The sequence below is a fragment of the Pseudomonas fluorescens genome, assembly GCF_902497855.1.
In the GTDB taxonomy this organism is placed as follows: Bacteria; Pseudomonadota; Gammaproteobacteria; order Pseudomonadales; family Pseudomonadaceae; genus Aquipseudomonas; species Aquipseudomonas fluorescens_BI.
This window is the reverse complement of sequence record NZ_CABVHU010000021.1, coordinates 81,605-107,635: the sequence shown is the minus strand read 5'-3', so window position 1 is coordinate 107,635 and position 26,031 is coordinate 81,605. Positions and strand designations below refer to the sequence as shown.

The following is a 26,031-nucleotide window of genomic DNA, read 5'->3' as shown; positions in this document are numbered from 1 at the left end:
CGATGAACGCCACGTCGGGTTTGCAACGTTCAGATTGATTAAACAGTCTGGATCGGTTCTATAAAGAGCGTCTGGGGGGCGATACGGTAGTCAGGATCCGTATCGACTCCCCAATAATCATTGGTTGAGTTGTAATACACCATTCCGTCAATTCGTGGCGAGAAGCCAATGTTTGTAACAGCAATTTTGATGACCAATTCCTCTCGTTGCTGGTGCGCTCGAATGTCAGCCAGCAAGGCATCGACGTTGGCGTAGCCTTGTGCGTTGATCAGGTAGAGTTGCAGCACTTCAAATAAAAGTTCAACGGAATAAATATTTCCGGATGACGTCGCCACGCTGATGGATTCCACCGGTCCCGCGTGGTCCAGACTCGGCAACTGGATCACCGCGCTACCGACTTGCAGGTTGTCGGAAGTCAGGCGTATTTCGTTGCGTGTAACGGTTTCTGTCAGTTCTGTACTGAAGAGGGTCCAGGTCGATGCGTTAGAGGTTTGCTCGATGGCACCCGGTGTGTACAGGCTGAGCAGTGTATTGCTGACGGGATACACGTCGTAGCTCGAGGCTTGGCCTTTCAATACATAGATGCCGGTATGGGGGGGCGCGGGGAATGTAATCTGTTGGGGGGTGGTGGAGAGCAGAGAGGGCTTGATTTGTTGCGGTTCGATAAACGTATGGCGTCCGCGCCGAGGATGCAAACATTCCCGAGCGCTACACAGTTTGCGGCCTGGGGAGGCTGCGTCTTCACGGAAGTCCAGGTGCGGGGGGCGTATTTGATAGGATTCGCCATCCTGCATAATCAGTACAATATTCGCCTGGTAAAAACCATTGATCCGAATATTGTCATTAAAAGAGGTTCCTGTTCTTCGCCCTTTTTTTTCGTGAAAGAAGTTTGAGATGTTAACGAGTTTCGAGGAAGGCAGCCGAATCCATAAGTTGAATTGTGAATAATCCAGGTTGGTATATCCCGTAGGACCCATAACCACTTCGACGGTATAACTTGCGTCGATTGCAACTATTTCTGCGCTTTTATAATCCAGATAAACCACATTAGGGATTTCAGATGTGTGGGCGTTGGCGACCAGATCGACGTTGCCGCCAGCGCGCGAAACAAAGGTATGCCTCGGCGCCCGCTCCGCGAGCACCACGGTTCCGCTATTGGTGATGTATGGAGCCGGCGCGGGCTGTCCGCCAGTTTTGTCATAATCTACATCGTAAGCGAGTGAGTCAGACGGAAGAGGGAGCAATTTGAGCTCCAGCCAATAATTATCCTGAGTTTTAAACTGCAGCCGATTGTTTTTCACCTGACGCATGCCTTCGACATGTTCGTAGACATGCTCGATGGTCAACACATGGTCGGGAAGTTCGCCATCCTCGTTGCGCAACGAAGTGATCACCAGCGAAGTACCGACGATCCGCAACCGTTGAATGCGCTCCAGTGGCCAGCCGAATTCGATCAGGCTTGTTTGTTTGCCATCTTCGACAATGGTCACTTTAGCTGTGGTGTCCGCGATGTAGTAGCGATCCGTTCCGGGGCCGCCATCAACCCGAGAGTGCCACCCGCGGATCGCGATCGTGTCATCACCTGGCCCGGCATCGATTTGGTCGTAACCGTTGGCCGAGATCTGATTGGCTTTGTCGTTCCCGGTGACTTGATTTGTACCCTCTCGCAAGGTAGAGATGTTTTCGATGGAGGTGAGCTCCGCTATCAGGATGTCGTCTTTCGCACGGTCCTCATGACGCAAGGCAACCTTGCCGGTCTTCAGATTGACGTCGTAACCGACATGACGAGTATCCGCGCGGGGACGGGATCCCTCGAAGGCCAGGGTGTCGGAGCCGTCATATCCGTCAAGGACACTGGTTCGTGCCGACTGCTCTGGCCGGTTCAGTTCCGCTTCGGTTGTTTCGAAGTGAAAACGGTCATTCTTGTCACCACCGACCAGTTTCTTGGTACCCTCCCGATAGATGAAGATGTTGGGCTTGTCCTTGGGGGCGTAGACTTGATCATCACCATCACCGAGCTTCCAATAAATGCTCTTGTTTTCGCCTGGGCTGCCTTTGACGCTGCCTTTGAGGTCTGACGGAATCCCGTCACGAGCAAGGATAATGTCGTCGGTCTCAACGATAGCCGGCTCCGTATCAAGCTTGTAGGGTTCTTCCCCGGCGCTTTCGTCCCATTGGTATCTCCAGAGTTCGATTGTTTTCAGCTTGACGTCGAAACTGCCGTTTACAATGTATTCCAGTTCTTCTTTATAAGTACCTTCAAGCAAATGTTTTGCCGAAAGTTCTAACTGTATGGTGTGATCGCTGAACGCCTTGTTAATCTTGAAGCGATCCAGAATCTCCTTGTCCTGATCCTTACCTACAAAAGCGAGCCATCCGGCGCGCAACCGTTCGTCGAAGTTCAGTTCAACATAATCGTCAATGTCGTCCACGACCCGGGCGGCCCGGTAGATTTCCGCTCCGAGGATGAGGATGGCAGCTGCAGCGAGGCCAACAGGGCCGGCGGCGGCGCCGAAACCGGCCAGCGCCGCCGCGCCAAGCGCAATGCTAATGCCTGCGCTGGCCACGCTCACGCCGCCACTGACATAATGATCCTGGGCTATCTTGCCTTGCGAGGCGGCGGCAGCGTTAAAGGCTTTGACAGCACTGATAATGTCAAACGGCAAGGTGATCACGCTGGCAAATAACCCGCCACCCCGACTGAATACGGTACCGACTGACGTGGCGGAAAACCGTTTGAATATGACCGAGCCGCTTTCAAGCATCGCGACGCCAGTCTTGGTGAAGCCTCGTTCGATGATCAACGAACCGACTTCAGCAGCAATCGAAGCGCCGTTAAACACCGCTTCGCCCGTGTCGCCAACCTTGAGGGCTTCAAAGGCCCCTTTGAAGCCACTGTAGATGCCGAAGGCCTGCATTCCAACGCCTACCGTGGCTACGCCGCGATGCGCATAGCTTTTGGCCTTGGCCTTGAACAGGGTAACGGACTCTACGGCATGAATATCCAGTTTTTGCGCCGACTGGCCCAGTTTGTTGAGGCGATCTATCGGGCTGTCGGGCGTAAGCGGGAAGGGGGCGACGAATAACGGGGGGGCGTCTACCGAGCGACTGATAGAGATTTCAAAGAACAGAGTGGCTACGATGCCACTGTCTGGCGTTTTTGTTGCTGATTTGACACGGGTCTCGACCTTCGCGGGGTCGAAACTCAGCCCATCGATAAAGGTCTGGTCGGCGGCCCTCATGTTCGTGTTTGCCGTGCTGATGGCGCCACCATGCACCATCGCGCCCAGGGCCTTCAGTTCTACGCGAGTGATGTTGGAATTGCCAAAGCGCAATGGCCCGAAATGTTCATCGAGGTATTTGAGTGGGCGACGGGAAACCTGGCTTGGGTGCGCTGGGTCCAGCACTTCCGTTGGTACAGGGGTCAAGGGTGGCGCGCTGGGAGACGTATCAATCTGGCCGGCAGCCGGCGCATGACTGTTAGCCGATTTACTGATCGCCGTTACCTGTATCGGGCGGTGGGTTGGAACTTCCATGGCGGGTTCGATTAGTTTGGCCATTGTTTAATCCTTTAAATAATGAATGTTATGAGCACCGATTTTCCTACCGGCGCATTTCAATAAACTTGACCCTCAAGGCCATATGACGTCATACCCAAATTCGTTTTTATTGCCAGACAGCCTGAGCATCGGTTTACCCGTGGCCTCCACTTCATCGATCAATTGGTCGTATTCATGTTTGTTGGCGTGACCCGCATGCGTAGAGGCTTCGATTCTGTCGCCGCGACTCCCAGCTTGGTGCTCGATGTCTTTTACATTCGCGCCCTTTGTCAGGGCTGAGTTCAACAGCCAGACCCGCTCTGCTTCCAGTCCTTTTTTGGTCACCGAAATCAGCCCTTCGTAGTCATCGTCGGGAAACCAGGTGGGCGGCGTGTCGCGGGCCGCTGAGTTGAAGTTATGGTTTTCTTCATGCGGGACCACTTCCAGGTTGCGGGTATCCAGCGCATACAGAAACATTTCCGTCTGCCGCGCTCTGGTGGGTTGGTAATGGCGTTCATGGTCCCAGGGGACCGGGCTTCCCGTATCCGACCACTCGGAAGATTCGCTGCTGTCCGAGTCGCTTGCATCACTGGCGTCGCTGTCCGAATCGTTTGTGTTTCTTCCAGGGTACTTATTGGTTTGCGAGTTGAATCGCAGGTATTCGGGATCGGGGGCCGAGGCGTACATCAGGCCCTCCTTGAGGCTGAAGGTGGCGCTCAGCGGCTTATGAGTGGTGGCGCCGGGGCGGTGGGCATAGCGAGGCAGCATGGCGTTGTCGTTCGCCAGTTCGAACGGGGTGCGCTCGTCGCCCCTGAACAGGGCCGGTATATCCGTTCGATAAAGACAGTTGTTCTTGTTGCGCCGATAGCCCATTTTAACTAGCAGCGCTTCGCGCAATTGAGGGGTCAGGCTGGTCTCGGGGTCATACCCTTCATGCCGGGCATCACGCTTGAGATTCAGCTCATCGATGGCGTCTCGGCTAAATTGATCGAGGTAGAGGGGATTGCCAACGTCTTCAGTCATTCGTTTGTGCGCTTGTGCCCATGGCGGCAATGTCAGCTCGGTCTGCAGGTGTTGTTGCAGACGAGACAGTTGGCTCGGCAGCAGGTTGTAGGACTGCAGGAGCGCCTGGCGTTCGTTCGGGGTAAGGGTCGGGTGCAACCAGTGCAGTGAATCTCGCAGCAGGTTGACGACCGGGTCGTCCGTTACATTGGGTTCGACCCAGTGCGGGGGCTTGCCCGAGGCTTGTGCTTCGCTGCGGAAGTGCTCGATCTCCCGACCGTGAATCCCGTAGAGCTCCCAGATCTCCTGGTCGGTCCAGTGTGTCAGGTGAGTGGGTTGCGAGCCGAATCCTCCTGCAGGAGGGTCGACCTCAATCCAGTTTCCGTGACGATCCTGGAACGCAAACCGTGTGTCGGATAGATTCGACCCCGACCTCGGCTTGAGTTTGTGATAACCCTGGGCATCCGGCGAACGCAGCGAAGCGGTGTAAAGACTTTGATTGATGTAAGTTGGCGTGTTGGAAGAGCGCGATCGTTTAGGTACAACCGTTGTCGCGGGGGGCTCGCTCGATGATGACGCAGGCCGCTTCGTCGTGGAGCCAGTGCTTGTCTGGAGGTCATGGCGGGCAACAGGTTTTTCACTAATCTGCGCGGTGAGGCGCCAGGTGAGACTTGTTTCGTTTTTATACACGGCCGGGCCGGTCAGCAGTTGCTCCGTCAGTAACTTCATTCGATAGACACCGAGACTTTCATCAAAGTCGACATGCGCGGTATGCACAACGCCGCCATCGTCTACATCGACAAACTTGCGTCCGACGATGTAGCGCAAGCCGTCATCATCCGGTGCTTGCATGCCGCGCAGAAATTTCGCCGATAACCAGTATTTGCTCAATGATGTATCGCTCTGCAAAGAACGGGTAATCGTTCGGGTCGGCAAGTCGGTTATTTCAATGGGAAGGTGGATGGGCAGATCAACGTCCGGGTGTGCAGCAGGACCCATAGGGGACGTCAATGGAATATTGGCGTCGGCAGGCCAGACTCTATGCGGCACGAATATTGAAGTGTCCGACTCGGGCCTTATCGAGGGCTCGTTTGTTGATATCGGTTTATGTGGAGTTGTTACGGGTGGTTTGCGGGGTGTTTTGGGACTCATGATAAACTCGCTTATAAAATAAAATTGATAAATTATGTTGGCGTGTCTAATGGCGTTCTTGGTGAAGGTGGTAAGACGACGTGTTAATCGTGATGAATATTGACTGCGCGTACTTCGCAGTAAAGAGGTTTTAATGTAATTGATTTTCCAGGTCGTGAAAGGTGCAGACTTTGGAAGTGACGGGAAAATATGTAACTTCGATTATTAGTCAGGCGGATGTTCTGCGAAGACGCGGGCGCGCCGCAGCTACGCAACTTGCGAGATCAAGCGCCACGCTCGTCGGAGAACCCGTTAAAGCGTGGCGAGGAGGGGGTTCTTTGCTCTGAACCGATAGAGCGGCGAACCCGTGGTGTCAGTAGGCGTACCGCAACATTGCAGGCGGCAGATGGCGCAAGGCGAAAAAGCTGAACAATGCCAGCTGTGCCGGCAGGATCAGCCACCAGACCTTGAACGGCATGGCATTGAGGGGCGCCTGGCGCTGGCTCAGCCACAAACCCGCGGCACACACGCACGCAGCGAGCATGGCGCCGGCCAGCACGTCGGTGGGCCAATGCGCGCCGAGATAAACCCGGGACAAAGCGATCGACAGCGCTGGCAGGCAGGCCAGCAGCAGCCAGGTCAGGCGCATACGCGGGGGCTGTCCGCGACCGGCGAGTACCCCAAGGGTCAGAAACAAGGCAAACGCCCCCGAAGCGTGGCCGCTGGGCATGCTATAGCTGGTCAAGGGGTCGGTCAGCACTTCCGGGCGTACCCGGGCGAAGAAGTTCTTGGTCGCGGTATTGGCCAGGGCGGTGCAGAGCAGGGTGCCGCCGGCAAACAGCGCCTGGCGCCATTGTCGGCACAGCAATAGCAGGCCGGTGAGCAGGGCACTGAACAGCAGCATGTTGCGGAACTCACCGATCAGGGTGAAGGTGACTGCAATTTCATCCAGCGTCGGCCCGCGATGCTCCTGCACCAGGGTCATCACGCCCTGATCCAGGGCGGTCAAGTGCGGATAGCCGATGAACAGGCCGATCAGGATCAGCAGGCTCATGCCGCTGATCCAGGTCGTCGCCCGGCGATGGCGGCGCAGGCTGCTGGTCGCGCTCAAGCCGACCATCACCGCCACACTCCCGGCGACAATACCCGCCTGCAGCCAGAAACCTTCCGGCAACGGCAGGCGGATCGCTGCGCCGGTGGCCCATCCCGGGAGCAGGTAGGCGACGCTCCAGCCGGCGGCGGCCAGCAGGCTGACGGCGGCGAAGCGCGGGAACGGCATGTCGAACATCCCGGCGACCATCGGCAGCATGGGCCTTAATGGGCCGATAAAGCGTCCGACCAACAGGCTGGCGATGCCATAACGCTGGAAATAGGCTTCGGCTCCTGCGATCCATTCCGGGTGATGGCGCAACCCGGGCAGGCGCCGGATGTTCTGGTGAAAATGTCGCCCCACGAAGTAGGAAACAATGTCGCCCAGCACGCCGGCGACGAACCCCAGCAGCAGTGTTTCACTCAACGACAGCGCACCGCTGCCGGCCAGGACAGCGACGGCAAACAGCAATACCGTACCGGGAACGATCAGCCCGGCAATTGCCAGGCATTCCACAAAGGCCACTATGAATACCGCGGCGGCCAGCCATTGCGGGTTGACCGTCAACCATCCGGTCACGCTATCGAGCCATGGGCCCATAAAGACAACTCCCAACTTATCGATTGTGTTTACAGCAGAAAGTAATCGCGACCTTCGACTTGCCCTCGTCGCAGCGGGTTGCGCGTGCAGTAGGCGGCGTAGGCGGCATCGACGAAGCGGTACATCAGGTGTTCGTCACGCCCATGGGGAATGCCCAGGCGCGTGGTTTGGATGATGTGTGCGGGTGCGGGCCCGATATCTTCCACCAGCAGCACTTCATGGTCGAAGCGCTTGGCGTCCCAGATCGGCACCTTCAGGCCCAGCGCCTTGCAGAGCAATGTCTGTCCGGCACAGAGCTTTTGCGAGGGGCGAGGGCGGCCCTGGGCATCCGGATTGTTCAACAGCATTTGTGCCAGGCTCGCCGGTCCGCTCAATTCATCGACCCAGGGATAGCCGGATTTGATCAATACCGCATTGCCGGGGCCTTGGGCACTGAAGTTCAGCGAATCGCCGCCACGGGCGTAATACATATAGATGTGACCGCCATCCAGAAACAAAGCCTTACGCTTTTCTGTGTAGCCAAGGGAGGCGTGGCTGCCTTTTTCTTCGAAGTAATAGGCTTCGGTCTCGATGATTCGAGCGCTCAGCCAGAGTTCACCGACCCGATGCCGGATCACTTTGCCCAGTAATTCCCGGGCCAGCGTTTGGGCGTCCCGGTCGAAAAATGCGTCCGGGAGTGCCGTGGGCAGGCTCGTTTCGGACGCACGAACAGTCAGATTGGTCATGATGAACGGCGTTTATCAGGGCTGATTGAGTCGTGATGATAACAATTTGCAGCTTAATCACGGCTGAACGTCGGCAAATTGCCCTCGATTTCGACCATCCGCCTGTCACCGCTGTTAGTCCCGGGACGCGACAGCTATAATCTGCCGCTTTACTCTTTACCAAGACCTTATCAAAGACCACTCCAGACCATGACTGAGTCCGTTCTTGACTACATGACCCGTTTGGGTCGCGCTGCCCGCGAAGCTTCCCGCGTCATCGGCCGTGCCAGCACTGCGCAGAAAAACCGCGCATTGGAGGCAGCTGCCCAGGCGTTGGACGCTGCTCGCGCCGAGCTGATAGCTGCCAACGAGCTGGATTTGGCGGCTGGCCGCGCCAACGGTCTGGAACCGGCCCTGCTGGAGCGTCTGGCGCTGACCCCGGAACGCATCGACGGCATGATCGTCGGCTTGCGTCAGGTTGCCGCGCTGCCGGATCCGGTCGGGGCAATCCGCGACATGAGTTATCGCCCCTCCGGGATTCAGGTGGGCAAGATGCGTGTACCGCTGGGCGTGATCGGGATCATTTATGAATCGCGGCCAAACGTGACCATCGATGCGGCCAGCCTGTGCCTGAAATCCGGCAATGCGACCATCCTGCGCGGCGGCTCCGAGGCCATCAACTCCAATCGTGCCATTGCCGCCTGCATCCAGCGCGGCCTGGCCGAGGCCGATCTGCCGGCGGCTGTGGTGCAAGTGGTCGAAACCACCGATCGCGCCGCCGTTGGCGCGCTGATCACCCTGCCCGAATACGTCGACGTCATCGTGCCCCGTGGCGGCCGTGGCCTGATCGAACGGATCAGCTGCGATGCGCGGGTGCCGGTGATCAAGCACCTGGACGGCATTTGCCACGTCTACGTCAGCGCCCATGCCGACCTGGCGAAAGCCCAGCGCATCGCCTTCAACGCCAAGACGTACCGTTATGGCATCTGCGGCGCGATGGAAACGCTGTTGGTGGATCAAGCTGTTGCCAAGGATTTTCTGCCGGCCATGGCTGCACAGTTTCGCGAAAAAGGCGTCGAACTGCGTGGCTGCGAACGTACCCGGGCGATCGTAGAGGCGGTTGCCGCAACGGAAGAAGACTGGAACACAGAATACCTGGCGCCGATCCTCTCGATCCGCGTGGTCGACGGACTGGGCCAGGCCATCGAGCACATTAACAGGCACGGCTCCCATCACACCGATTCGATCGTCAGCGAAAACCTGGCAGACACCCGGCGTTTCATCGCGCAAGTCGATTCGTCGTCGGTGATGATCAACACCCCGACGTGCTTCGCCGATGGCTTTGAATACGGATTGGGTGCCGAGATCGGCATTTCTACTGATAAGCTGCACGCCCGCGGCCCGGTGGGTCTCGAAGGACTGACCTGCGAAAAGTACATCGTGGTCGGGGATGGTCAGTTGCGCGGCCAGGCGTCGGTCTGACTTGGGCGACCTCAATTCGTCGGCCCCGGTGATCACCCGCGACCCTGCGCCTCGACGCATCGGCATGCTGGGCGGGACTTTCGACCCAGTGCACATCGGCCATTTGCGCGGTGCACTGGAAGTCGCCGAATCGCTGGCGCTCGATGAGCTGCGCCTGACGCCCAGTGCCAGGCCGCCTCATCGCGGTACGCCGCAGGTGTCGGCCAAGGACCGTCTGGCGATGGTCGAGTGCGCGGTGGCCGGTGTGGCGCCGTTGGTGGTGGATGCCCGCGAATTGCAGCGGGACAAACCGTCCTACACCATCGATACCCTGGAGCTGATGCGTGGCGAGCTGGCCGCGCACGACCAGGTTTTTCTACTTTTGGGCTGGGACGCATTTTGCGGCCTGCCCACTTGGCACCGCTGGGAAGAGTTGCTCCAGCATTGCCACATCCTGGTGCTGCAACGCCCGGATGCCGACAGCGAACCGCCGGATGCCTTGCGCAACCTGCTGGCAGCGCGCTCGGTGAGCGACCCGCTGGCCCTCAACGGGCCGAGCGGACAGATTGCATTCGTCTGGCAGACACCGCTTGCGGTATCCGCCACCCAGATCCGTCAACTGCTGGCCAGCGGTAAGTCGGTACGTTTCCTGGTGCCCGACGCGGTCCTGGCCTACATCGATGCGCACGGACTTTACCGTGCGTCGAACTGAATAGGAGTGCCTCAAGGCACGTAGCAACAACGTGTATTGAAGCGCCTGAACATACGAGCAAAACGAGTTTTATATGACTGACAAAGACCAAACCAAAGTAAAGCGCAAAGGCACGTTCAAGAGCGCCCCGCTGCCAGTAGAAGCCCCAACCGGGCCGGAGCTGCGTGGCGAAGAACTGGTCAAGGTTGCCGTAGCAGCCCTGGAAGACGTGAAGGGCCAGGACATCCAGGTCATCGACGTTCGTGAAAAGCAGAGCATCACCGACTTCATGATCATCGCGACCGGTACCTCCAACCGCCAAATCGGCGCGATGCTGGACAAGGTCCGCGAAGCGGTCAAGGCCCAGGGCGTCAAGCCGTTGGGTGAAGAAGGCAAGGGCGACAGCGACTGGGTACTGCTGGACATGGACGATGTCATCGTCCACATGATGACCGCCTCGGCTCGCCAGTTTTACGACCTCGAGCGTCTGTGGTCCGGTGCAGAACAGAGCCGTGCTCTGAACGCGGCTCACCACAGCCCGGAAAACACCCATGAGCACTTCGTCAAGCTCAACAAAGACCAGCAATAAGGGACCGCTGTGCGACTGCGACTGATCGCCGTCGGTTCACGCATGCCCAAGTGGGTGGAAGAAGGCTGGCATGAATATGCCAAGCGTCTTCCGTCCGAGCTGGCGCTGGAACTGGTGGAAATACCGCTCAACACCCGCGGCAAGAACGCCGACGTGGCGCGCTTCATCCGTCAGGAAGGCGAAGCCATGCTGGCCAAGGTCGGGCCGAACGAGCGTGTTGTCACCCTCGAAGTCCACGGCAAGCCCTGGAGCACCGAGCAGCTGGCGGTCGAGCTCGATCGCTGGCGGCTGGACTCGCGCACGGTGAATTTCATGGTCGGCGGCCCCGAAGGGCTGGCGCCGGAAGTCTGTGCCCGGGCCGATCAGCGCTGGTCGCTTTCGCCGTTGACCTTGCCGCACCCGCTGGTGCGCATTCTGATCGGCGAACAGCTGTATCGTGCCTGGACAGTGCTGTCCGGCCACCCTTACCACAAGTAGTTTTGCCCTCATGCCTCAGCCGATCCGCCTCAAGGACCACGAAAAAGACGCCCGTCTGGTGCGTGGCCGCGTCGTGTTCGGCGCAATTGCGGTGGTGGCGCTGATCTGTGTGCTGATCGCGCGGCTGTATTTCCTCCAGGTGATCCAGTACGAGTACCACTCGACCCTGTCGGAAAACAACCGCGTCCATGTGCAGCCGATTCCGCCGACTCGCGGGCTGATCTTCGACCGTAACGGCGTGGTGGTGGCCGATAACCGGCCGAGCTTCAGCCTGAGCATGACCCGCGAGCGCTCCGGCGACTGGCAGCAAGTGCTCGACGTGATCGTCGAGGTGCTGGAGCTGACGCCCGAGGACCGGGTGATCTTCGAGAAACGCATGCGACAGGGGCGCCGGCCGTTCGAGCCGGTGCCGATCCTGTTCGAGCTGACCGAAGAACAGATCGCCCGCATCGCGGTGAATCAGTTCCGTCTGCCCGGCGTGGAAGTGGTCGCGCAGTTGGTTCGCCACTACCCGCAGGGTCCGCACTTTGCGCATTCGGTGGGTTACATGGGGCGGATCAACGAGAAAGAGCTGAAATCCCTCGATCCGGTCAACTACAGCGGCACTCACCACATCGGCAAGACCGGCATCGAGCGTTTCTACGAGCCTGAATTGCATGGTCAGGTGGGCTACGAAGAGGTCGAGACCAACGCCCGGGGCCGCGTATTACGCGTGCTCAAGCGCACCGATCCGATTCCCGGCAAGGACATCGTGCTGAGCCTGGACATCAAATTGCAGGAAGCGGCCGAAGCCGCATTGGGCGGTCGCCGCGGCGCGGTGGTGGCGCTGGACCCGAAAACCGGTGAAGTCCTGGCGATGGTCAGTGCGCCGAGTTTCGACCCGAACCTGTTCGTCACCGGCATCAGCTTCAAGGCCTATGCCGAGCTGCGTGATTCCATCGACCGACCGCTGTTCAACCGGGTCCTGCGTGGCCTGTACCCGCCGGGCTCGACCATCAAGCCCGCGGTGGCGATTGCCGGCCTGGATGCCGGCGTCGTGACTGCCTCGAGTCGGGTGTACGACCCCGGCTATTACCAGTTGCCCAACTACGATCACAAATACCGTAACTGGAACCGTAGCGGCGATGGCTTCGTCGATCTGGACACGGCAATCATGCGTTCCAATGACACCTACTTCTACGACCTGGCCCATAAATTGGGGATCGATCGGTTGTCGGCGTACATGGGCAAGTTCGGCATTGGCCAGAAGGTCTCGCTGGACATGTTCGAAGAGTCGCCGGGGCTGATGCCGACTCGGGAATGGAAGCGGGCGACCCGGCGTCAGGCCTGGTTCCCGGGCGAAACCCTGATTCTGGGGATCGGCCAGGGCTACATGCAGTCGACCCCGTTGCAACTCGCCCAGGCCACTGCGCTGGTGGCCAACAAAGGCATCTGGAACCGGCCGCACCTGGCCAAGACCGTCGAAGGCGAGCGGCCCAAGGACGAGAACCCGATGCCGGACATCATCCTGCGCGACCCGTCCGACTGGACCAAGGTCAACCACGGCATGCAGCAGGTGATGCACGGCGCCCGGGGTACGGCCCGCAAAGCGGCGCTCGGTGCGCAATACCGCATCGCGGGTAAAAGTGGTACGGCCCAGGTCGTCGCCATCAAACAGGGCGAGAAATACGACCGTTCCAAGGTCCAGGAACGCCATCGTGACCACGCCTTGTTCGTCGGCTTCGCGCCGGCCGACAACCCGAAAATCGTGGTGTCGGTGATGGTCGAGAACGGCGAGTCCGGTTCCGGCGTTGCCGCACCCGTGGTGCGTCAAATCATGGACGCCTGGCTCCTGGACCAGAACGGTCGGTTGAAAGCCGAATACGCCAGCCCAATCAGTGCGGAGGCTACGGCCCGTGAACAGTAATTTCGATCGCATTCTCTCCAGCGAGGATGTGATGCGTCGTCGTGCGACGCTGTTGCAACGCATGCACATCGACGGCCCGCTGCTGATCCTGTTGCTGACCCTCGCCGCCGGCAGCCTGTTCGTGCTGTATTCGGCCAGCGGCAAGAGCTGGGACCTGCTGGCCAAGCAAGCCACTTCGTTCGGCATCGGCCTGGTGTCGATGATCGTCATTGCCCAGTTCGAGCCGCGCTTCATGGCCCGCTGGGTGCCGGTCGGTTATGTGATCGGCGTGCTGTTGCTGGTGGTGGTGGACGTGATGGGCCACAACGCCATGGGTGCCACGCGCTGGATCAATATTCCCGGGGTGATCCGCTTCCAGCCCTCGGAATTCATGAAGATCCTGATGCCGGCGACCATCGCCTGGTACCTGTCCAAACGAACCTTGCCGCCCCAGCTCAAGCACGTGGGCGTCAGTTTGTTCCTGATCGGCTTGCCATTCATCCTGATCGTGCGTCAACCCGACCTTGGCACTTCGTTGCTGATCCTGGCGGGTGGGGCGTTCGTGCTGTTCATGGGCGGCCTGCGCTGGCGCTGGATCCTCAGCGTGCTCGCCGCCGCCGTGCCGGTGGCTGTCGCCATGTGGTATTTCGTCATGCACGATTACCAGAAGCAGCGAGTCCTGACCTTCCTCGACCCGGAGAGCGATCCGCTGGGCACCGGCTGGAACATCATTCAGTCCAAGGCCGCCATCGGTTCCGGCGGCGTGTTCGGCAAGGGCTGGCTGCTGGGCACCCAGTCGCACCTGGACTTCCTGCCGGAAAGCCACACCGACTTCATTATTGCGGTCATGGGTGAAGAGTTCGGCCTGGTGGGCATCTGCGCACTGCTGCTGATTTACCTGTTGCTGATCGGTCGCGGGCTCGTCATTACCGCCCAGGCCCAGACATTGTTCGGCAAATTGCTCGCAGGCAGCCTGACCATGACGTTTTTTGTTTACGTTTTCGTCAACATCGGTATGGTCAGTGGCCTGTTGCCGGTCGTGGGGGTGCCGTTGCCATTCATTAGCTACGGAGGAACTTCGCTGGTGACGCTGCTGTCAGCGTTTGGGGTTTTGATGTCGATCCATACCCATCGTAAGTGGATCGCACAAGTTTGAATAAGGTGAAGATTTCAATGCAAGTAATGCGTGGCTGGGCGACTCGATACGCGCCGTGGGTCGGCCTGGTAAGCATCCTTGGCACAGCGCAGGACGCGTTGGCCGGCGATTACGAAGGCTCACCCCAGGTGGCCGAATTCGTCGGTGAAATGACCCGCGACTACGGTTTTGCCGGTGAACAGCTGATGGGCGTGTTCCGCGAAGCCGAGCGCAAGCAGTCGATCCTGGACGCGATCTCGAAACCCGCGGAGCGGGTCAAGCAGTGGAGCGAATACCGCCCGATGTTCATCACCGACGCGCGCATCGCCCGGGGTGTGGACTTCTGGCGTCAGCACGAGGCGATATTGGCTCGCGCGGAACAGGAATACGGCGTGCCGGCGCAGGTGATTGTGTCGATCATTGGCGTTGAAACCTTTTTCGGACGCAATACCGGAAATTTCCGGGTCGTCGATGCCTTGTCGACCCTGGGTTTCGACTATCCTCCCCGTGCCGAATTTTTCCGCAAGGAATTGCGTGAGTTCCTGCTGCTGGCCCGTGAAGAGCAGGTCGATCCGTTGACCCTCAAGGGTTCCTACGCCGGCGCGATGGGCTTGCCGCAGTTCATGCCGAGCAGCTTTCGCGCCTATGCGGTGGACTTCGACGGTGATGGCCACATCAATATCTGGAACAATCCGGACGATGCCATCGGCAGCGTCGCCAGTTACTTCAAACGTCACGGCTGGGTAGGCGGTGAACCCGTGGTCAGCCGCGCGGATGTGCGTGGCGATCAGGTGGACCAGGGTTTGACCACCGGTATCGAACCGACTAAAACCGTCGGGGAGTTGCGAGCGCTGGGGTGGTCAAGTCATGATGCGCTGCGCGATGATATGCCGGTCACGGCATTCCGCCTGGAAGGTGACAAGGGTCCTGAATACTGGATGGGCCTGACGAATTTTTACGCGATCACGCGTTATAACCGCAGCGTGATGTACGCCATGGCCGTACATCAACTGTCTGAACAGCTGGTCCAAGCACGGGGCGTCAAGTAATGCGGGCATCGCCTATGAATAAACCCCTGAAGCTGATGGCATTCGCCGCGTTGACGGTGCTGGTCGCCAGTTGTTCGACCAGCCGCTCGCCGACGCCGACAAAGTCTTCTCCCGCCGTCGTGCGTGCAACGCCAGGCCTGGACATCAACCGCGCGCACAAAGACGGTGCGCCTTGGTGGGACGTCGACGTATCGCGCATCCCTGATGCGACACCGACCCTGCACACGGGTCCTTATAAAGCTAACCCGTATACCGTGCTGGGCAAGACTTATTTCCCGCAGCAAGAATCCAAGTCCTACGTCGCGTCGGGCACGGCGTCCTGGTATGGCACCAAATTCCACGGCCAGAACACCGCCAATGGCGAGGTCTATGACCTGTATGGCATGAGTGCCGCGCACAAGACCTTGCCGCTGCCCAGTTACGTTCGGGTGACCAACCTCGACAACAACAAGACCGTAGTCTTGCGGGTCAACGACCGCGGGCCGTTCTACTCTGACCGGATCATCGACTTGTCCTATGCCGCCGCCAAGAAGCTCGGTTATGCCGAATCCGGTACGGCACGGGTCAAGGTTGAAGGCATCGACCCGCAGCAATGGTGGGCCGCCAAAGGGCGTCCGGCACCGTTGATGCTCAACGAGCCGAAAATCGCGCAAAATAACGCCCCGGTGATCACGGCGTCGGCCGGCACCGTTGAACAATGGACGCCACCGCCGCAGCAGCACGCCGCGGCCGTCGTACCTGTGCCGGTCGATGCAAAAAAAAACGCTTCTGCACAAGCCTCTGGCCAGTATCTGCAGGTGGGCGCGTTCGCCAACCCGGACGCTGCAGAACTCCTGAGATCGAAGCTCAGCGGGATGGTGAGCGCTCCGGTGTTCATCAGCTCGATCGTGCGTAATCAACAGACACTGCATCGGGTTCGCCTGGGGCCGATCGGCTCGCCGGGTGAAATCCAGCAAGTGCAGAACAGCGTGCGCCTGGCCAATCTCGGTTCGCCGAGCCTGGTCACCGCCGAGTAATACGTAGTACTTGATTGAGGGTTCGCTTGCGGTCTTGGGGGGTGAACCTGGTTGTTGGCTCGTTTTAGAACAAAAGCCCGGCAAGGGTTCTGAGTGAACAACTGAACACGCGATGGCCCGTTAGAAGGTCATCTGATTAGTTTTGCCCTTGGGCAGTTTCCATTAGCGATTTCGAGAGACGGATGAACATCACCACCTTTGCCAAACGACTGTGCCTGCTAGTACCGCTGCTCCTCTCGCCTGCCGCGTTCGCGGTCGAGATGATGCCGTCGCCACCACAACTGGCCGCCAAATCCTACGTGCTCATGGATGCCAGCAGCGGCAACGTGCTGGTGGAGAACAACGGTGACCAGCGTCTGCCTCCGGCCAGCCTGACCAAGCTGATGACTGCGTACCTGGCGACCCTGGAAATCCGTCGTGGCCAGATTGGCGAAAACGATCCGGTAACCGTCAGCGAAAACGCCTGGCGTACCGGCGGTTCGCGGATGTTCATCAAGGTCGGCTCGCAAGTCACCGTCAGCGACCTGCTGCACGGCATCATCATCCAGTCGGGTAACGACGCCAGTGTTGCGCTCGCCGAGCACATCGCCGGCAGCGAAGACGCGTTCGCCGACATGATGAACAAAACCGTGGCCGACCTGGGCATGACCAACAGCCACTTCATGAACCCGACCGGCCTGCCGAACCCTGAGCATTACTCGTCGGCTCACGACATGGCGGTGCTGGCCCGCGCGATCATCCACGAAGATCCGGCTCACTACGCGATCTACTCGCAGAAAGAGTTCTTCTGGAACGGCATCAAGCAACCCAACCGTAACCTGCTGCTGTGGCGCGACAAGACCGTCGACGGTCTGAAAACCGGCCACACCGACGAAGCCGGCTACTGCATGGTGTCTTCGGCCGTACGTGATGGCATGCGCCTGATCGCCGTAGTGTTCGGCACCAACAGCGAAGTGGCGCGTGCCTCCGAAACCCAGAAGCTGCTGACTTACGGTTTCCGCTTCTTCGAAACCCAGACCTTCTACCAGAAAGGCGCCGAGCTGGCTCAGGCACCTGTCTGGAAAGGCACCACCAATCAAGTCAAGGCCGGCCTGGCCCAAGACCTGACCCTGACCCTGCCGAAGGGCCAGCTGAAAAAGCTCGCCGCCAGCATGAGCATGAACCCGCAACTGATGGCGCCAATCGCCAAGGGCGACGTGATCGGTAAAGTCGAAGTCAAGCTGGACGAGAAGGTGGTGCACAGCGCTGACCTGATCGCTCTGGATGGTGTCGAGGAGGGTGGTATCTTCCGCCGCATGTGGGATAGCATCCGTCTATTCTTCTACGGCTTGTTCAACTGAATTAGTGTGGACTTGCATGGCCCCGCCCCGATCCGGAGCGGGGCCATGTCCGTTGCCACGGCTTACGAGGCCGTTACGCCATGACAGACACCGAAGTAAAGGCGCCAAAAATCGAATTCCCCTGCGCGGATTACCCGATCAAGGTAATCGGCGATACCGGTGTGGGTTTCAAGGACAAGATCATTGCGATCCTTGAAAAGCACGCCACCGTTGATCACAAGACCCTGGCTGAACGCCAGAGTACCAACGGCAAGTACACGACCATCCAGCTGCACATCATCGCCACCGGCCAGGAACAGCTGTACGACATCAACAGCGAGTTGCGGGCTACCGGTTTCGTGCACATGGTGCTGTGATGTCTGGCACGCTGGGCTTTCGCGAGCTTGGCCAGATGGCTTACGAGCCGGTCTGGCATGCCATGCAACGTTTCACCAACGAACGCGGCAGTGATGCCGCGGACGAGATCTGGCTGGTCGAGCACCTGCCGGTATTCACCCAGGGTCAGGCCGGCAAGGCCGAGCACCTGTTGCTGCCGGGGGATATTCCGGTGGTGCAGGTCGATCGCGGAGGTCAGGTGACTTACCATGGCCCCGGCCAATTGGTGGCTTACCTGTTGCTCGATGTGCGCAAGCTGGGTTTCGGCGTGCGAGACCTGGTCAGCCGCATGGAGCAGTGCCTGATCGAGCTGCTGGCCAGCTACGGCGTCACGGCCGCGGCCAAGCCGGATGCCCCGGGTGTCTACGTCGACGGGGCGAAAATTGCTTCTCTGGGTCTGCGGATCCGCCACGGTTGTTCCTTTCATGGCCTGGCCCTGAACGTGGATATGAACCTGGAACCGTTTCGACGGATTAATCCCTGCGGCTACGCCGGGCTGGCGATGACCCAGCTGAGCGATCACGCAGGATCGATTGAATTTGCCGAGGTAAGTGCCCGGCTGCGCGCGCAGCTCGTCAAACACCTCGACTATGCTGAGCAGACGACCCTAACGGGCGGAATCGACTGATATGACTACTGATGCAGTGCAAACCATGATCCCGACGCTGGATGTTACCGAGCGTCCGGCCCCGCGTGCCAAGGTAGAAGCCGGCGTCAAGCTGCGCGGCGCCGAGAAGGTTGCACGTATCCCGGTGAAGATCATTCCGACCACCGAACTGCCGAAGAAACCCGACTGGATTCGCGTGCGCATCCCGGTTTCGCCGGAAGTCGACCGTATCAAGGCCCTGCTGCGCAAACACAAGCTGCACAGCGTGTGCGAAGAAGCGTCCTGCCCGAACCTGGGCGAGTGCTTCTCCGGCGGCACCGCGACCTTCATGATCATGGGTGACATCTGCACCCGTCGCTGCCCGTTCTGCGACGTTGGCCATGGTCGTCCAAAGCCATTGGACGTCAACGAGCCGGAAAGCCTGGCCATCGCCATCGCCGACCTGAAACTCAAGTACGTGGTGATCACTTCGGTAGACCGCGACGACCTGCGTGACGGCGGTGCCCAGCACTTTGCCGACTGCATCCGCGAGATCCGCAAGCTGTCGCCGAACGTGCAGCTCGAAACCCTGGTCCCGGATTACCGTGGCCGCATGGACGTCGCGCTGGAAATCACCGCGGCCGAGCCGCCGGATGTGTTCAACCACAACCTGGAGACCGTGCCGCGCCTGTACAAGGCCGCGCGTCCGGGTTCGGATTACCAGTGGTCGTTGACCCTGCTGCAGCGCTTCAAGCAGATGATGCCGCACATTCCGACCAAGTCCGGCCTGATGCTGGGCCTGGGCGAAACCGACGAAGAAGTTATCGAAGTCATGAAGCGCATGCGCGAGCACGACATCGATATGCTGACCCTGGGCCAGTACCTGCAGCCGTCCCGCAGCCACTTGCCGGTCCAGCGCTTCGTACACCCGGACACCTTCGCCTGGTTCGCCGAGGAAGGTTACAAGATGGGCTTCAAGAACGTCGCCTCCGGCCCGCTGGTACGTTCCTCGTACCACGCCGACGAGCAGGCGAAGCTGGTCAAGGCCGAGCTGATGTCGTCCTGATACCGACGTAAAAAAGCGCCCGCAAGGATTTTCCATCTTGCGGGCGTTTTTTTGCCCGGACTACAGTAATTACAGTTTTTTCCTGCAACCTGCGGGGCAACAGACCCTCTTCTGTTTGTCCCCGTTCCTGACTACTGTGTGCTTATCGCTTTCACGCAGGGAGATTCATGGATGACTGTTAGACCCACCCACACGCTTTGTCCTCACGCGCCTGTTCCGGCCTTGCCGTCGCAGGGGCTGATCGGGGTCATCGCACCCGCCGGACCCGCAACGCTGGACACCGATAAAGCCATCGCCTGGATGCGCGCTCGCGGTTATTCGTTGCGGGTGTATCCCGGCGTGTACGAGCGCGATGGCTACCTGGCCGGTAGCGACGAAGTGCGGCTCACTGACCTGCACGCCGCATTCGCCGACAGCGAGGTCGATGCGATCATCTGTCTTCGCGGCGGTTACGGTACGCCGCGATTGCTCGATCGCATCGACTTCGACCTGTTGCGCTGCAATGCCAAACCGTTCATCGGCTACAGCGACATCACCGCGCTGCACCTGGCGATCAGCCGTTACGCAGGCTTCGTGACCTTCCATGGTCCGATGCTCAACGCGGATCTGTTGAGCGAAAAGCAAAAACCAACCGAGTCGTCGTTTTTCAATATGCTCAGGGGCCAGATGAAGGCGGGCAGTGTGCTGACGCACCCGGTGGCTTATCCGTTGACCACCCTTGAGCCTGGCATCGCTCACGGGCGTTTGCTGGGGGGCAATCTGTCGATGATTGCCGCGACCATGGGTACACCGTACGAGATGGATGCCGAGGGCGTCATCCTGTTCATCGAGGACATCAACGAGCCGCTGTATCGCATTGACCGGCTGCTGACCCACCTGCGACTGGCCGGCACGCTGCACAAGTTGCGCGGAGTGCTGGTGGGGGATGTAGCGGGAGTTGATGGCCCGGCGCTGGAGCGCTTGCTCAAGCAGACCTTCGCATCGTTGCGGATACCGGTGTTGGCCGGGTGGCGCAGCGGGCATTGCGATCCGAACCTGACGTTGCCGATGGGGGCGTTGGTCAGACTGGATGCGGGGAATAAGGAATTGGTATTGGAGCAGGAGGTGGTGATCAAGCGGTAGATATTTGTCGCCTGATCGTCAGTCTTCGCGAGCAGGCTCGCTCCCACAGGTGACCGAGTTCTTTCAGGAGAACGCGGTCGAATGTGGGAGCGAGACCGGCTTGCCGGCGAAGCTTCTAGCGGTTACGCAGGCCTTCGAGCAACTTGTGCGTCGGATACCCGTCCGCCGGCCAGCCAAACGACTGCTGTGCACTGCGGATCGCCTTGCGGGTGTTGGCGCCGATGATGCCGTCGGCGGTGCCCGCATCGTAATTCTGCGCGCTCAGCAGGCTTTGCAGTTCAATGCGCTCGGTACGGCTGAGCGGCATGTCATCTTTGGGCCAGGTGCCGCTGATCAGGCCAGCGCCGTTGAAACGCTCGGATAGCAGGCTGACGGCCAACGCGTAGGACGACGAGTTGTTGTACTTGAGGATCGCGCGGAAGTTGTCGAGAACCAGGAACGCCGGGCCGCGATAGCCGGCGGGCAGCAGCAGGGCCGCGGACAGCTGTTCGGAGCCCGGCGGTACCTGGGCGCCATTGGGCAGCGTGACCCCCAGTTGCTGCCATTCGGCCACACTCTTGCGAATCGTGCCATCGGCCAGCACGTAGTTGAAGCTACCGGGCAGTTGTACTTCGAAGCCCCACGGCTGGCCTTTCTGCCAGCCTGAGCTCTGCAGGTAGTGCGCCGTCGAGGCCAGTGCATCGGCAGGACTGCCCCAGATGTCGCGCCGGCCGTCACCGTCGAAGTCCACGGCGTGGGTGTTGTAGGTGGTGGGGATGAACTGGGTCTGGCCCATGGCCCCGGCCCAGGAACCGAGCATCGCCTCCGGTTCGATATCACCCTGTTGCAGGATTTGCAGTGCAGCAATCAGTTGCGCGTGGGCAAATCCGGGACGCCGGCCTTCATAGGCCAGGGTCGCCAGGGAGTTGATCACCGACTTGCTGCCCTGGAACTGACCGAAGTTACTCTCCATGCCCCACACCGAAACCAGTGCCTGGCGATCGACGCCATAGCGCTGCTCGATGCTTTGCAGGATGTCGGCATATTGGCTGACCAGCGCCTGGCCTTTGCGTACCCGCAGCGGCGAAAGGGCGCCGTCGAGGTATTCCCACACCGGGCGGGAAAATTCCGGTTGGCTGCGGTCGGCGCGGATCACGCTGTTGTCCAGGCTGACATTGGCAAAGGCGCGGTCGAACAGATCGGCACGGATGCCGGCGGCCAGCGCATCCCGGCGGAACCCCGCCTGCCATTCGGCGAAGGTCTGGGTCGGCTGGATGTCAAGATTGTCACCGGTCGGCACCACGGGCGGAATCACCGCAGGGGCTGTCGCGACGGGGAGGGTCTGAAGCGGTTGGGCGTCGGCGGCGGTCGGTTTTTCCGCGCAGGCGACTAGCAAAATGAGGCTGGAGGCAGCTATCAGTTGGCGAATGTGCCAACGACGGGAAAGACAAAGGGGCATGCACAGGTCCAGGGAATACGAATCAGGTGCAGACCTTAACATGTTGAGCGATTGCTTGCCTTTCAGGCCGCCAGAAAGTAAGAAGCCTCCCAGTTGTCAGCCTGGAAGGCTTCGCGGCGGTAGCTGCCTTTGCCCTTGCCGGCTCGTTCCTGACGGCTGCGGAACAGTGGCTGGGCGATGATGGATTTGGCCTTGTTCGGGCCATTTTTCGATGGCTTTTTGCTCATGGACAGTTCTCTTGAGTGAGGGATTTTGCGGGGAAAATAATCTGCCGAAGTCCTGGTTTTGTCTAGAGGGAAAATGGATCAGCGGTGGGTACGAATCAAGATCGAAAGATCGCGGCCTCGCTTTGCTCGACAGCTCCTGCCGGAGCTGTCGAAGGCTATTGATCCAGTCTTTCGATCTTCAGGTTCTAAACCGCCGAACCAACCCATCCAGCTCATTCGACAACCCCGCCAGGCTCTGGGAGTCCAGCCGCGCCGAGTTCGCCAGTTCCGCCACCAGCTGCGCATCGCCATGGATCTGGCTGATGTGCCGGTTGATGTCTTCAGCGACTTGATGCTGTTGTTCTGCCGCGGTAGCGATCTGGGTATTCATGTCGCGGATCACGTCCACCGATTCACGAATCTGCCCGAAGCTGCTGCGTGCATCACCGATGCGGGTCACCGATTGCCGGGACACTTCCAGGCTCGCATGCATCTGCTGAGTCACCTGGCTGGTGCGTTTGGCGAGGTTGCCGAGCAGTCCGTCGATTTGTGCAGTGGAGTCGGCCGTGCGCTTGGCCAGCGCCCGCACTTCATCGGCCACCACCGCAAACCCGCGACCCTGTTCACCGGCCCGCGCCGCTTCGATCGCGGCGTTCAGCGCCAGCAGGTTGGTCTGTTCGGCGATCGAGCGAATGGTTCCGAGAATCGACTGGATGTCGTTGCTGTCGCGCTCAAGCTGCTGCATCGACTGCGCCGATTGTTCGATTTCCTGGCTCAGGCGATCGACGCTGCTCACCGCCGCGTCAATTTGTTGCTGACCTTCCCGCGCCTGGCGCTGGCCACTGTCGGCGGATTCCGCTGCTTGACTGCAAGAGCGCGCCACTTCGTTGGCGGTGGCCACCATTTCGTGGAACGCCGTGGACACCATATCCACCGCTTCGCGCTGGCGCCCGGCGGCTTCGGCCATATCGCTGGACACCTGGGTCGAACTCCTGGAGGTGGCAAGAATGTTGGTCGCGGCGCCACCGATGCTCTGGATCAGGTTGCGAATCGCCGCCAGAAACTGGTTGAACCAGTTGGCCAGTTGCGCTGTTTCATCGTTGCCGCGGATCGGCAGATTCCTGGTCAGGTCGCCTTCACCTTGGGCGATGCCTTCCAGACCGCTGGCCACGCTGCGGATGGGACGCCCGATGAGGCTGGCGAAACTGGCACCGACGATGGCGAAAAGCACCGCCAGGACGGCGGCAATGACCGCAATCAGCCAAGTCAGCCGGGTCGCCGGGCTCATCACGTCGCCCTGCTTGATCAGGCCGATGAAGGTCTAGCCCAGTTGCTCCGACGGCCAGACGTTGGCCATGTAGCGCTCGCCGTTCAGCTCGACTTCCACCAGCCCTTTGCCGGCCTTGGCCAGTTGCGCGTAGCCTTCGCCGAGACTGCTCAGTGCCTTGAAGTTGTGTTCCGGTCGCTTTGGATCAACCAGCACGGTGCCGGTGTTTTCCAACAGCATCAGGTAGCCGGTCTCGCCAAGCTTGATCTGTTTGACGATTTCCGTGAGCTGCTTGAGCGTCACGTCGATGCTGACCACGCCACCCTGAGTGCCCAGTTTGTTATCGATGGTGCGCACGGTACTGACGTAGGTCGCATCATCCTGAGCCCAGTAGTAGGCCTCGGTACGGAACGGCTTGCCCGGCCTGGACTGGGCGGCCTTGTACCAGGGGCGCTGGCGCGGGTCATAGTTGTTCAGTTTTGCGTCGTCCGGCCACCATAACCGCCCGCCGCAGTGCCGAGAATCGCATAGGCGTAGGACGGGTGACTGTTGCCGAGATTCTGGAGGAGGGCAAAGACCTTTTTGTCCATCTCGCCCTGGGGAATGCTTTCGGCGTTAGCGCTCATGTAGGTCTTGAGGCTGTCGTCGGAGTCCTTGATCAGCGGTTGCGACGCCAGGTAATCGACGTTCTGGCTGATGCCGTCGAAGAACAACTGCATGGCGTTGCTGACTTGACGAATTTCGCGGCCACTGCCGTCGACGAAACCTTCCCTGGCCTCACTGCGCAGGTTCAGCACAACGAGGGTGGCGACCAGTACCACGGGTAAGCAGGCGATAATTGCAAACGCCCAGGTCAACTTCTGTTTGATGTTCATCCGCGCTCCAGGTTTTTCTTGTAGGCCCACGCAGTGCAGAAGACTCGCGGATTATTGGCAGCTCGACCCGAATCCTTGAGTGCGGAATCGTTTTTTTTGTCGAAACGATTCTCGGACAAACTCCTTTGTCCCTGATGACTTCGGCTGCGGGCGGCGGAAATTGAGGCTGATCCGGAAAAATCCGGTGAAGGGTATGAATCCGGCTATCAACTTCATGTCGCAAATATCCTTGCAACCCTTCGCCAGCAAGTGACGCGGGCTCGGTTATGATCCGCAGCGGACGATAAACGGTGGTCGGGTTTGCCGTGTTTTCCGGCACATTGTGTGCGTTCGCGCTGTTCATAGGTCGGCAACCCCTCCCCCGAATGAGTGGATTGCCGTATAACGAATGACTTTCGCGTGTTTGGTAATAAAGGACCCACAATAAAAGCTGATGAAGACTCCAAAACGCATTGAACCCCTGATCGAGGACGGTCTGGTCGACGAGGTGCTGCGCCCACTCATGAGTGGTAAAGAAGCAGCTGTTTACGTAGTGCGCTGCGGTAACGAGTTACGTTGCGCGAAGGTCTACAAGGAGGCGAATAAACGCAGTTTTCGTCAGGCGGCCGAGTATCAGGAAGGTCGCAAGGTGCGCAACAGCCGTCAGGCCCGGGCGATGGCCAAGGGCTCCAAGTTCGGCAAGAAAGAAACCGAAGACGCCTGGCAGAATGCCGAAGTGGCGGCGTTGTTCCGTCTGGCCGGTGCGGGTGTCCGGGTGCCCAAGCCTTACGACTTCCTGGAAGGCGTGCTGCTGATGGAACTGGTAGCCGACGAGTATGGCGATGCCGCGCCGCGTCTGAACGACGTAGTGCTGGAACCGGACCAGGCGCGTGAATACCATGCGTTCCTGATTTCGCAGATCGTGCTGATGTTGTGTACCGGCCTGGTGCACGGTGACTTGTCGGAATTCAACGTGCTGCTGACCCCGACCGGTCCGGTGATCATCGACTTGCCGCAGGCGGTGGATGCGGCCGGTAACAACCACGCGTTCAGCATGCTGGAACGGGACGTGGGCAACATGGCGTCTTACTTCGGGCGATATGCGCCGGAGTTGAAGAAAACCCGGTACGCCAAGGAAATGTGGGCGCTGTACGAAGCCGGCACCTTGCACCCGGCCAGTGTTTTGACCGGTGAGTTCGACGAGCCGGAAGAGTTGGCCGACGTTGGCGGCATCATGCGCGAAATCGAGGCCGCGCGCCTCGATGAAGAACGCAAGCAGGCGGTACGCGCCGCAGACGACGCGCCACCTGGCAAGACCGAAGAACCGCCTCCGCCCTGGATGCAGTGACAGGTCAATAAAAAACCCGGCTTCGGCCGGGTTTTTTGTGCAGAACGCAAACCCCTAGTA

Annotated in this window: 20 protein-coding genes and 1 pseudogene; 14 read left to right on the top strand and 7 right to left on the bottom strand. The window is 59.5% G+C overall.

Annotation, left to right across the window (positions count from 1 at the left end; genetic code table 11):
- Positions 1–38: 38 nt before the first annotated feature.
- The 4 genes from F8N96_RS30295 to F8N96_RS30280 form a co-directional block, all read right to left on the bottom strand.
- Positions 39–3,560: a calcium-binding protein gene (locus F8N96_RS30295; RefSeq protein WP_150800917.1), complete on the bottom strand. Its 3,522-nt coding sequence runs from the start codon at positions 3,558–3,560 to the stop codon at positions 39–41.
- 72 nt (positions 3,561–3,632) lie between these two features.
- A complete protein-coding gene (locus tag F8N96_RS30290; protein ID WP_224794147.1) occupies positions 3,633–5,540 on the bottom strand; it encodes a hypothetical protein in 1,908 nt (635 codons plus the stop codon).
- Between the two features lie 505 nt (positions 5,541–6,045).
- Positions 6,046–7,362: a bifunctional DedA family/phosphatase PAP2 family protein gene (locus F8N96_RS30285; RefSeq protein ID WP_150800915.1), complete on the bottom strand. Its 1,317-nt coding sequence runs from the start codon at positions 7,360–7,362 to the stop codon at positions 6,046–6,048.
- Positions 7,363–7,391: 29 nt separating this feature from the next.
- Complete coding sequence (locus F8N96_RS30280; RefSeq protein WP_150767569.1) at positions 7,392–8,087, bottom strand: DNA-3-methyladenine glycosylase; 696 nt, start codon at positions 8,085–8,087, stop codon at positions 7,392–7,394.
- Between the two features lie 189 nt (positions 8,088–8,276).
- Here F8N96_RS30280 and F8N96_RS30275 point away from each other — a divergent pair, with 189 nt between their 5' ends.
- From F8N96_RS30275 to F8N96_RS30215, 13 genes are all read left to right on the top strand, one after another.
- Positions 8,277–9,548, top strand: coding sequence for a glutamate-5-semialdehyde dehydrogenase (locus tag F8N96_RS30275; RefSeq protein ID WP_150800914.1), 1,272 nt, complete (start codon positions 8,277–8,279; stop codon positions 9,546–9,548).
- Between the two features lie 64 nt (positions 9,549–9,612).
- Positions 9,613–10,239, top strand: a complete 627-nt coding sequence (gene nadD, locus F8N96_RS30270; protein WP_191630828.1) for a nicotinate-nucleotide adenylyltransferase — start codon at positions 9,613–9,615, stop codon at positions 10,237–10,239.
- A 73-nt stretch (positions 10,240–10,312) separates the two neighbouring features.
- Entirely contained in the window at positions 10,313–10,807 is a 495-nt protein-coding gene (gene rsfS / locus F8N96_RS30265) for a ribosome silencing factor (protein WP_128871437.1), read from the top strand.
- A 9-nt stretch (positions 10,808–10,816) separates the two neighbouring features.
- Positions 10,817–11,284 carry a 23S rRNA (pseudouridine(1915)-N(3))-methyltransferase RlmH gene (rlmH, locus tag F8N96_RS30260; RefSeq protein ID WP_007937439.1) on the top strand — a complete coding sequence of 156 codons (468 nt, stop codon included), beginning with the start codon at positions 10,817–10,819 and terminating at the stop codon, positions 11,282–11,284.
- Positions 11,285–11,294: 10 nt separating this feature from the next.
- Positions 11,295–13,190, top strand: a complete 1,896-nt coding sequence (gene mrdA, locus F8N96_RS30255) for a penicillin-binding protein 2 (RefSeq protein WP_150800912.1) — start codon at positions 11,295–11,297, stop codon at positions 13,188–13,190.
- Between the two features lie 31 nt (positions 13,191–13,221).
- Positions 13,222–14,325, top strand: a complete 1,104-nt coding sequence (rodA, locus tag F8N96_RS30250) for a rod shape-determining protein RodA (protein WP_074880374.1) — start codon at positions 13,222–13,224, stop codon at positions 14,323–14,325.
- 17 nt (positions 14,326–14,342) lie between these two features.
- On the top strand, positions 14,343–15,353 hold the full coding sequence (gene mltB, locus F8N96_RS30245; RefSeq protein ID WP_150800910.1) for a lytic murein transglycosylase B: 1,011 nt from the start codon (positions 14,343–14,345) through the stop codon (positions 15,351–15,353).
- Positions 15,353–16,369: a septal ring lytic transglycosylase RlpA family protein gene (locus F8N96_RS30240; protein WP_150800909.1), complete on the top strand. Its 1,017-nt coding sequence runs from the start codon at positions 15,353–15,355 to the stop codon at positions 16,367–16,369. The genes mltB and F8N96_RS30240 overlap by 1 nt, the downstream gene beginning before the upstream one ends.
- Before the next feature lie 182 nt (positions 16,370–16,551).
- On the top strand, positions 16,552–17,709 hold the full coding sequence (locus F8N96_RS30235) for a D-alanyl-D-alanine carboxypeptidase family protein (protein ID WP_150800908.1): 1,158 nt from the start codon (positions 16,552–16,554) through the stop codon (positions 17,707–17,709).
- 80 nt (positions 17,710–17,789) lie between these two features.
- Positions 17,790–18,065: a DUF493 domain-containing protein gene (locus tag F8N96_RS30230; RefSeq protein WP_008152827.1), complete on the top strand. Its 276-nt coding sequence runs from the start codon at positions 17,790–17,792 to the stop codon at positions 18,063–18,065.
- Complete coding sequence (gene lipB, locus F8N96_RS30225) at positions 18,065–18,712, top strand: lipoyl(octanoyl) transferase LipB (RefSeq protein ID WP_150800907.1); 648 nt, start codon at positions 18,065–18,067, stop codon at positions 18,710–18,712. Before F8N96_RS30230 ends, lipB begins: the two co-directional genes overlap by 1 nt.
- Position 18,713: 1 nt before the next feature.
- Complete coding sequence (gene lipA, locus F8N96_RS30220; RefSeq protein WP_007946663.1) at positions 18,714–19,736, top strand: lipoyl synthase; 1,023 nt, start codon at positions 18,714–18,716, stop codon at positions 19,734–19,736.
- 171 nt (positions 19,737–19,907) lie between these two features.
- The gene (locus F8N96_RS30215) at positions 19,908–20,858 is read left to right on the top strand and encodes a S66 peptidase family protein (RefSeq protein WP_150800906.1); all 951 of its coding nucleotides are present in this window, start codon (positions 19,908–19,910) and stop codon (positions 20,856–20,858) included.
- A gap of 115 nt (positions 20,859–20,973) precedes the next feature.
- Here F8N96_RS30215 and F8N96_RS30210 read toward each other — a convergent pair whose 3' ends face one another.
- From F8N96_RS30210 to F8N96_RS30200, 3 genes and pseudogenes are all read right to left on the bottom strand, one after another.
- On the bottom strand, positions 20,974–22,296 hold the full coding sequence (locus F8N96_RS30210) for a lytic murein transglycosylase (RefSeq protein WP_150800905.1): 1,323 nt from the start codon (positions 22,294–22,296) through the stop codon (positions 20,974–20,976).
- Between the two features lie 62 nt (positions 22,297–22,358).
- Positions 22,359–22,523: an alternative ribosome rescue factor ArfA gene (gene arfA / locus F8N96_RS30205; RefSeq protein WP_150800904.1), complete on the bottom strand. Its 165-nt coding sequence runs from the start codon at positions 22,521–22,523 to the stop codon at positions 22,359–22,361.
- A 178-nt stretch (positions 22,524–22,701) separates the two neighbouring features.
- Positions 22,702–24,644 (bottom strand): annotated as a pseudogene (locus F8N96_RS30200) (methyl-accepting chemotaxis protein).
- 433 nt (positions 24,645–25,077) lie between these two features.
- On the opposite strand from F8N96_RS30200, the gene F8N96_RS30195 reads away from it, so the two are divergent.
- Positions 25,078–25,971 (top strand): PA4780 family RIO1-like protein kinase, encoded by an 894-nt coding sequence (locus F8N96_RS30195; RefSeq protein WP_064679950.1) that lies wholly within the window; start codon positions 25,078–25,080, stop codon positions 25,969–25,971.
- Positions 25,972–26,031: the final 60 nt, after the last annotated feature.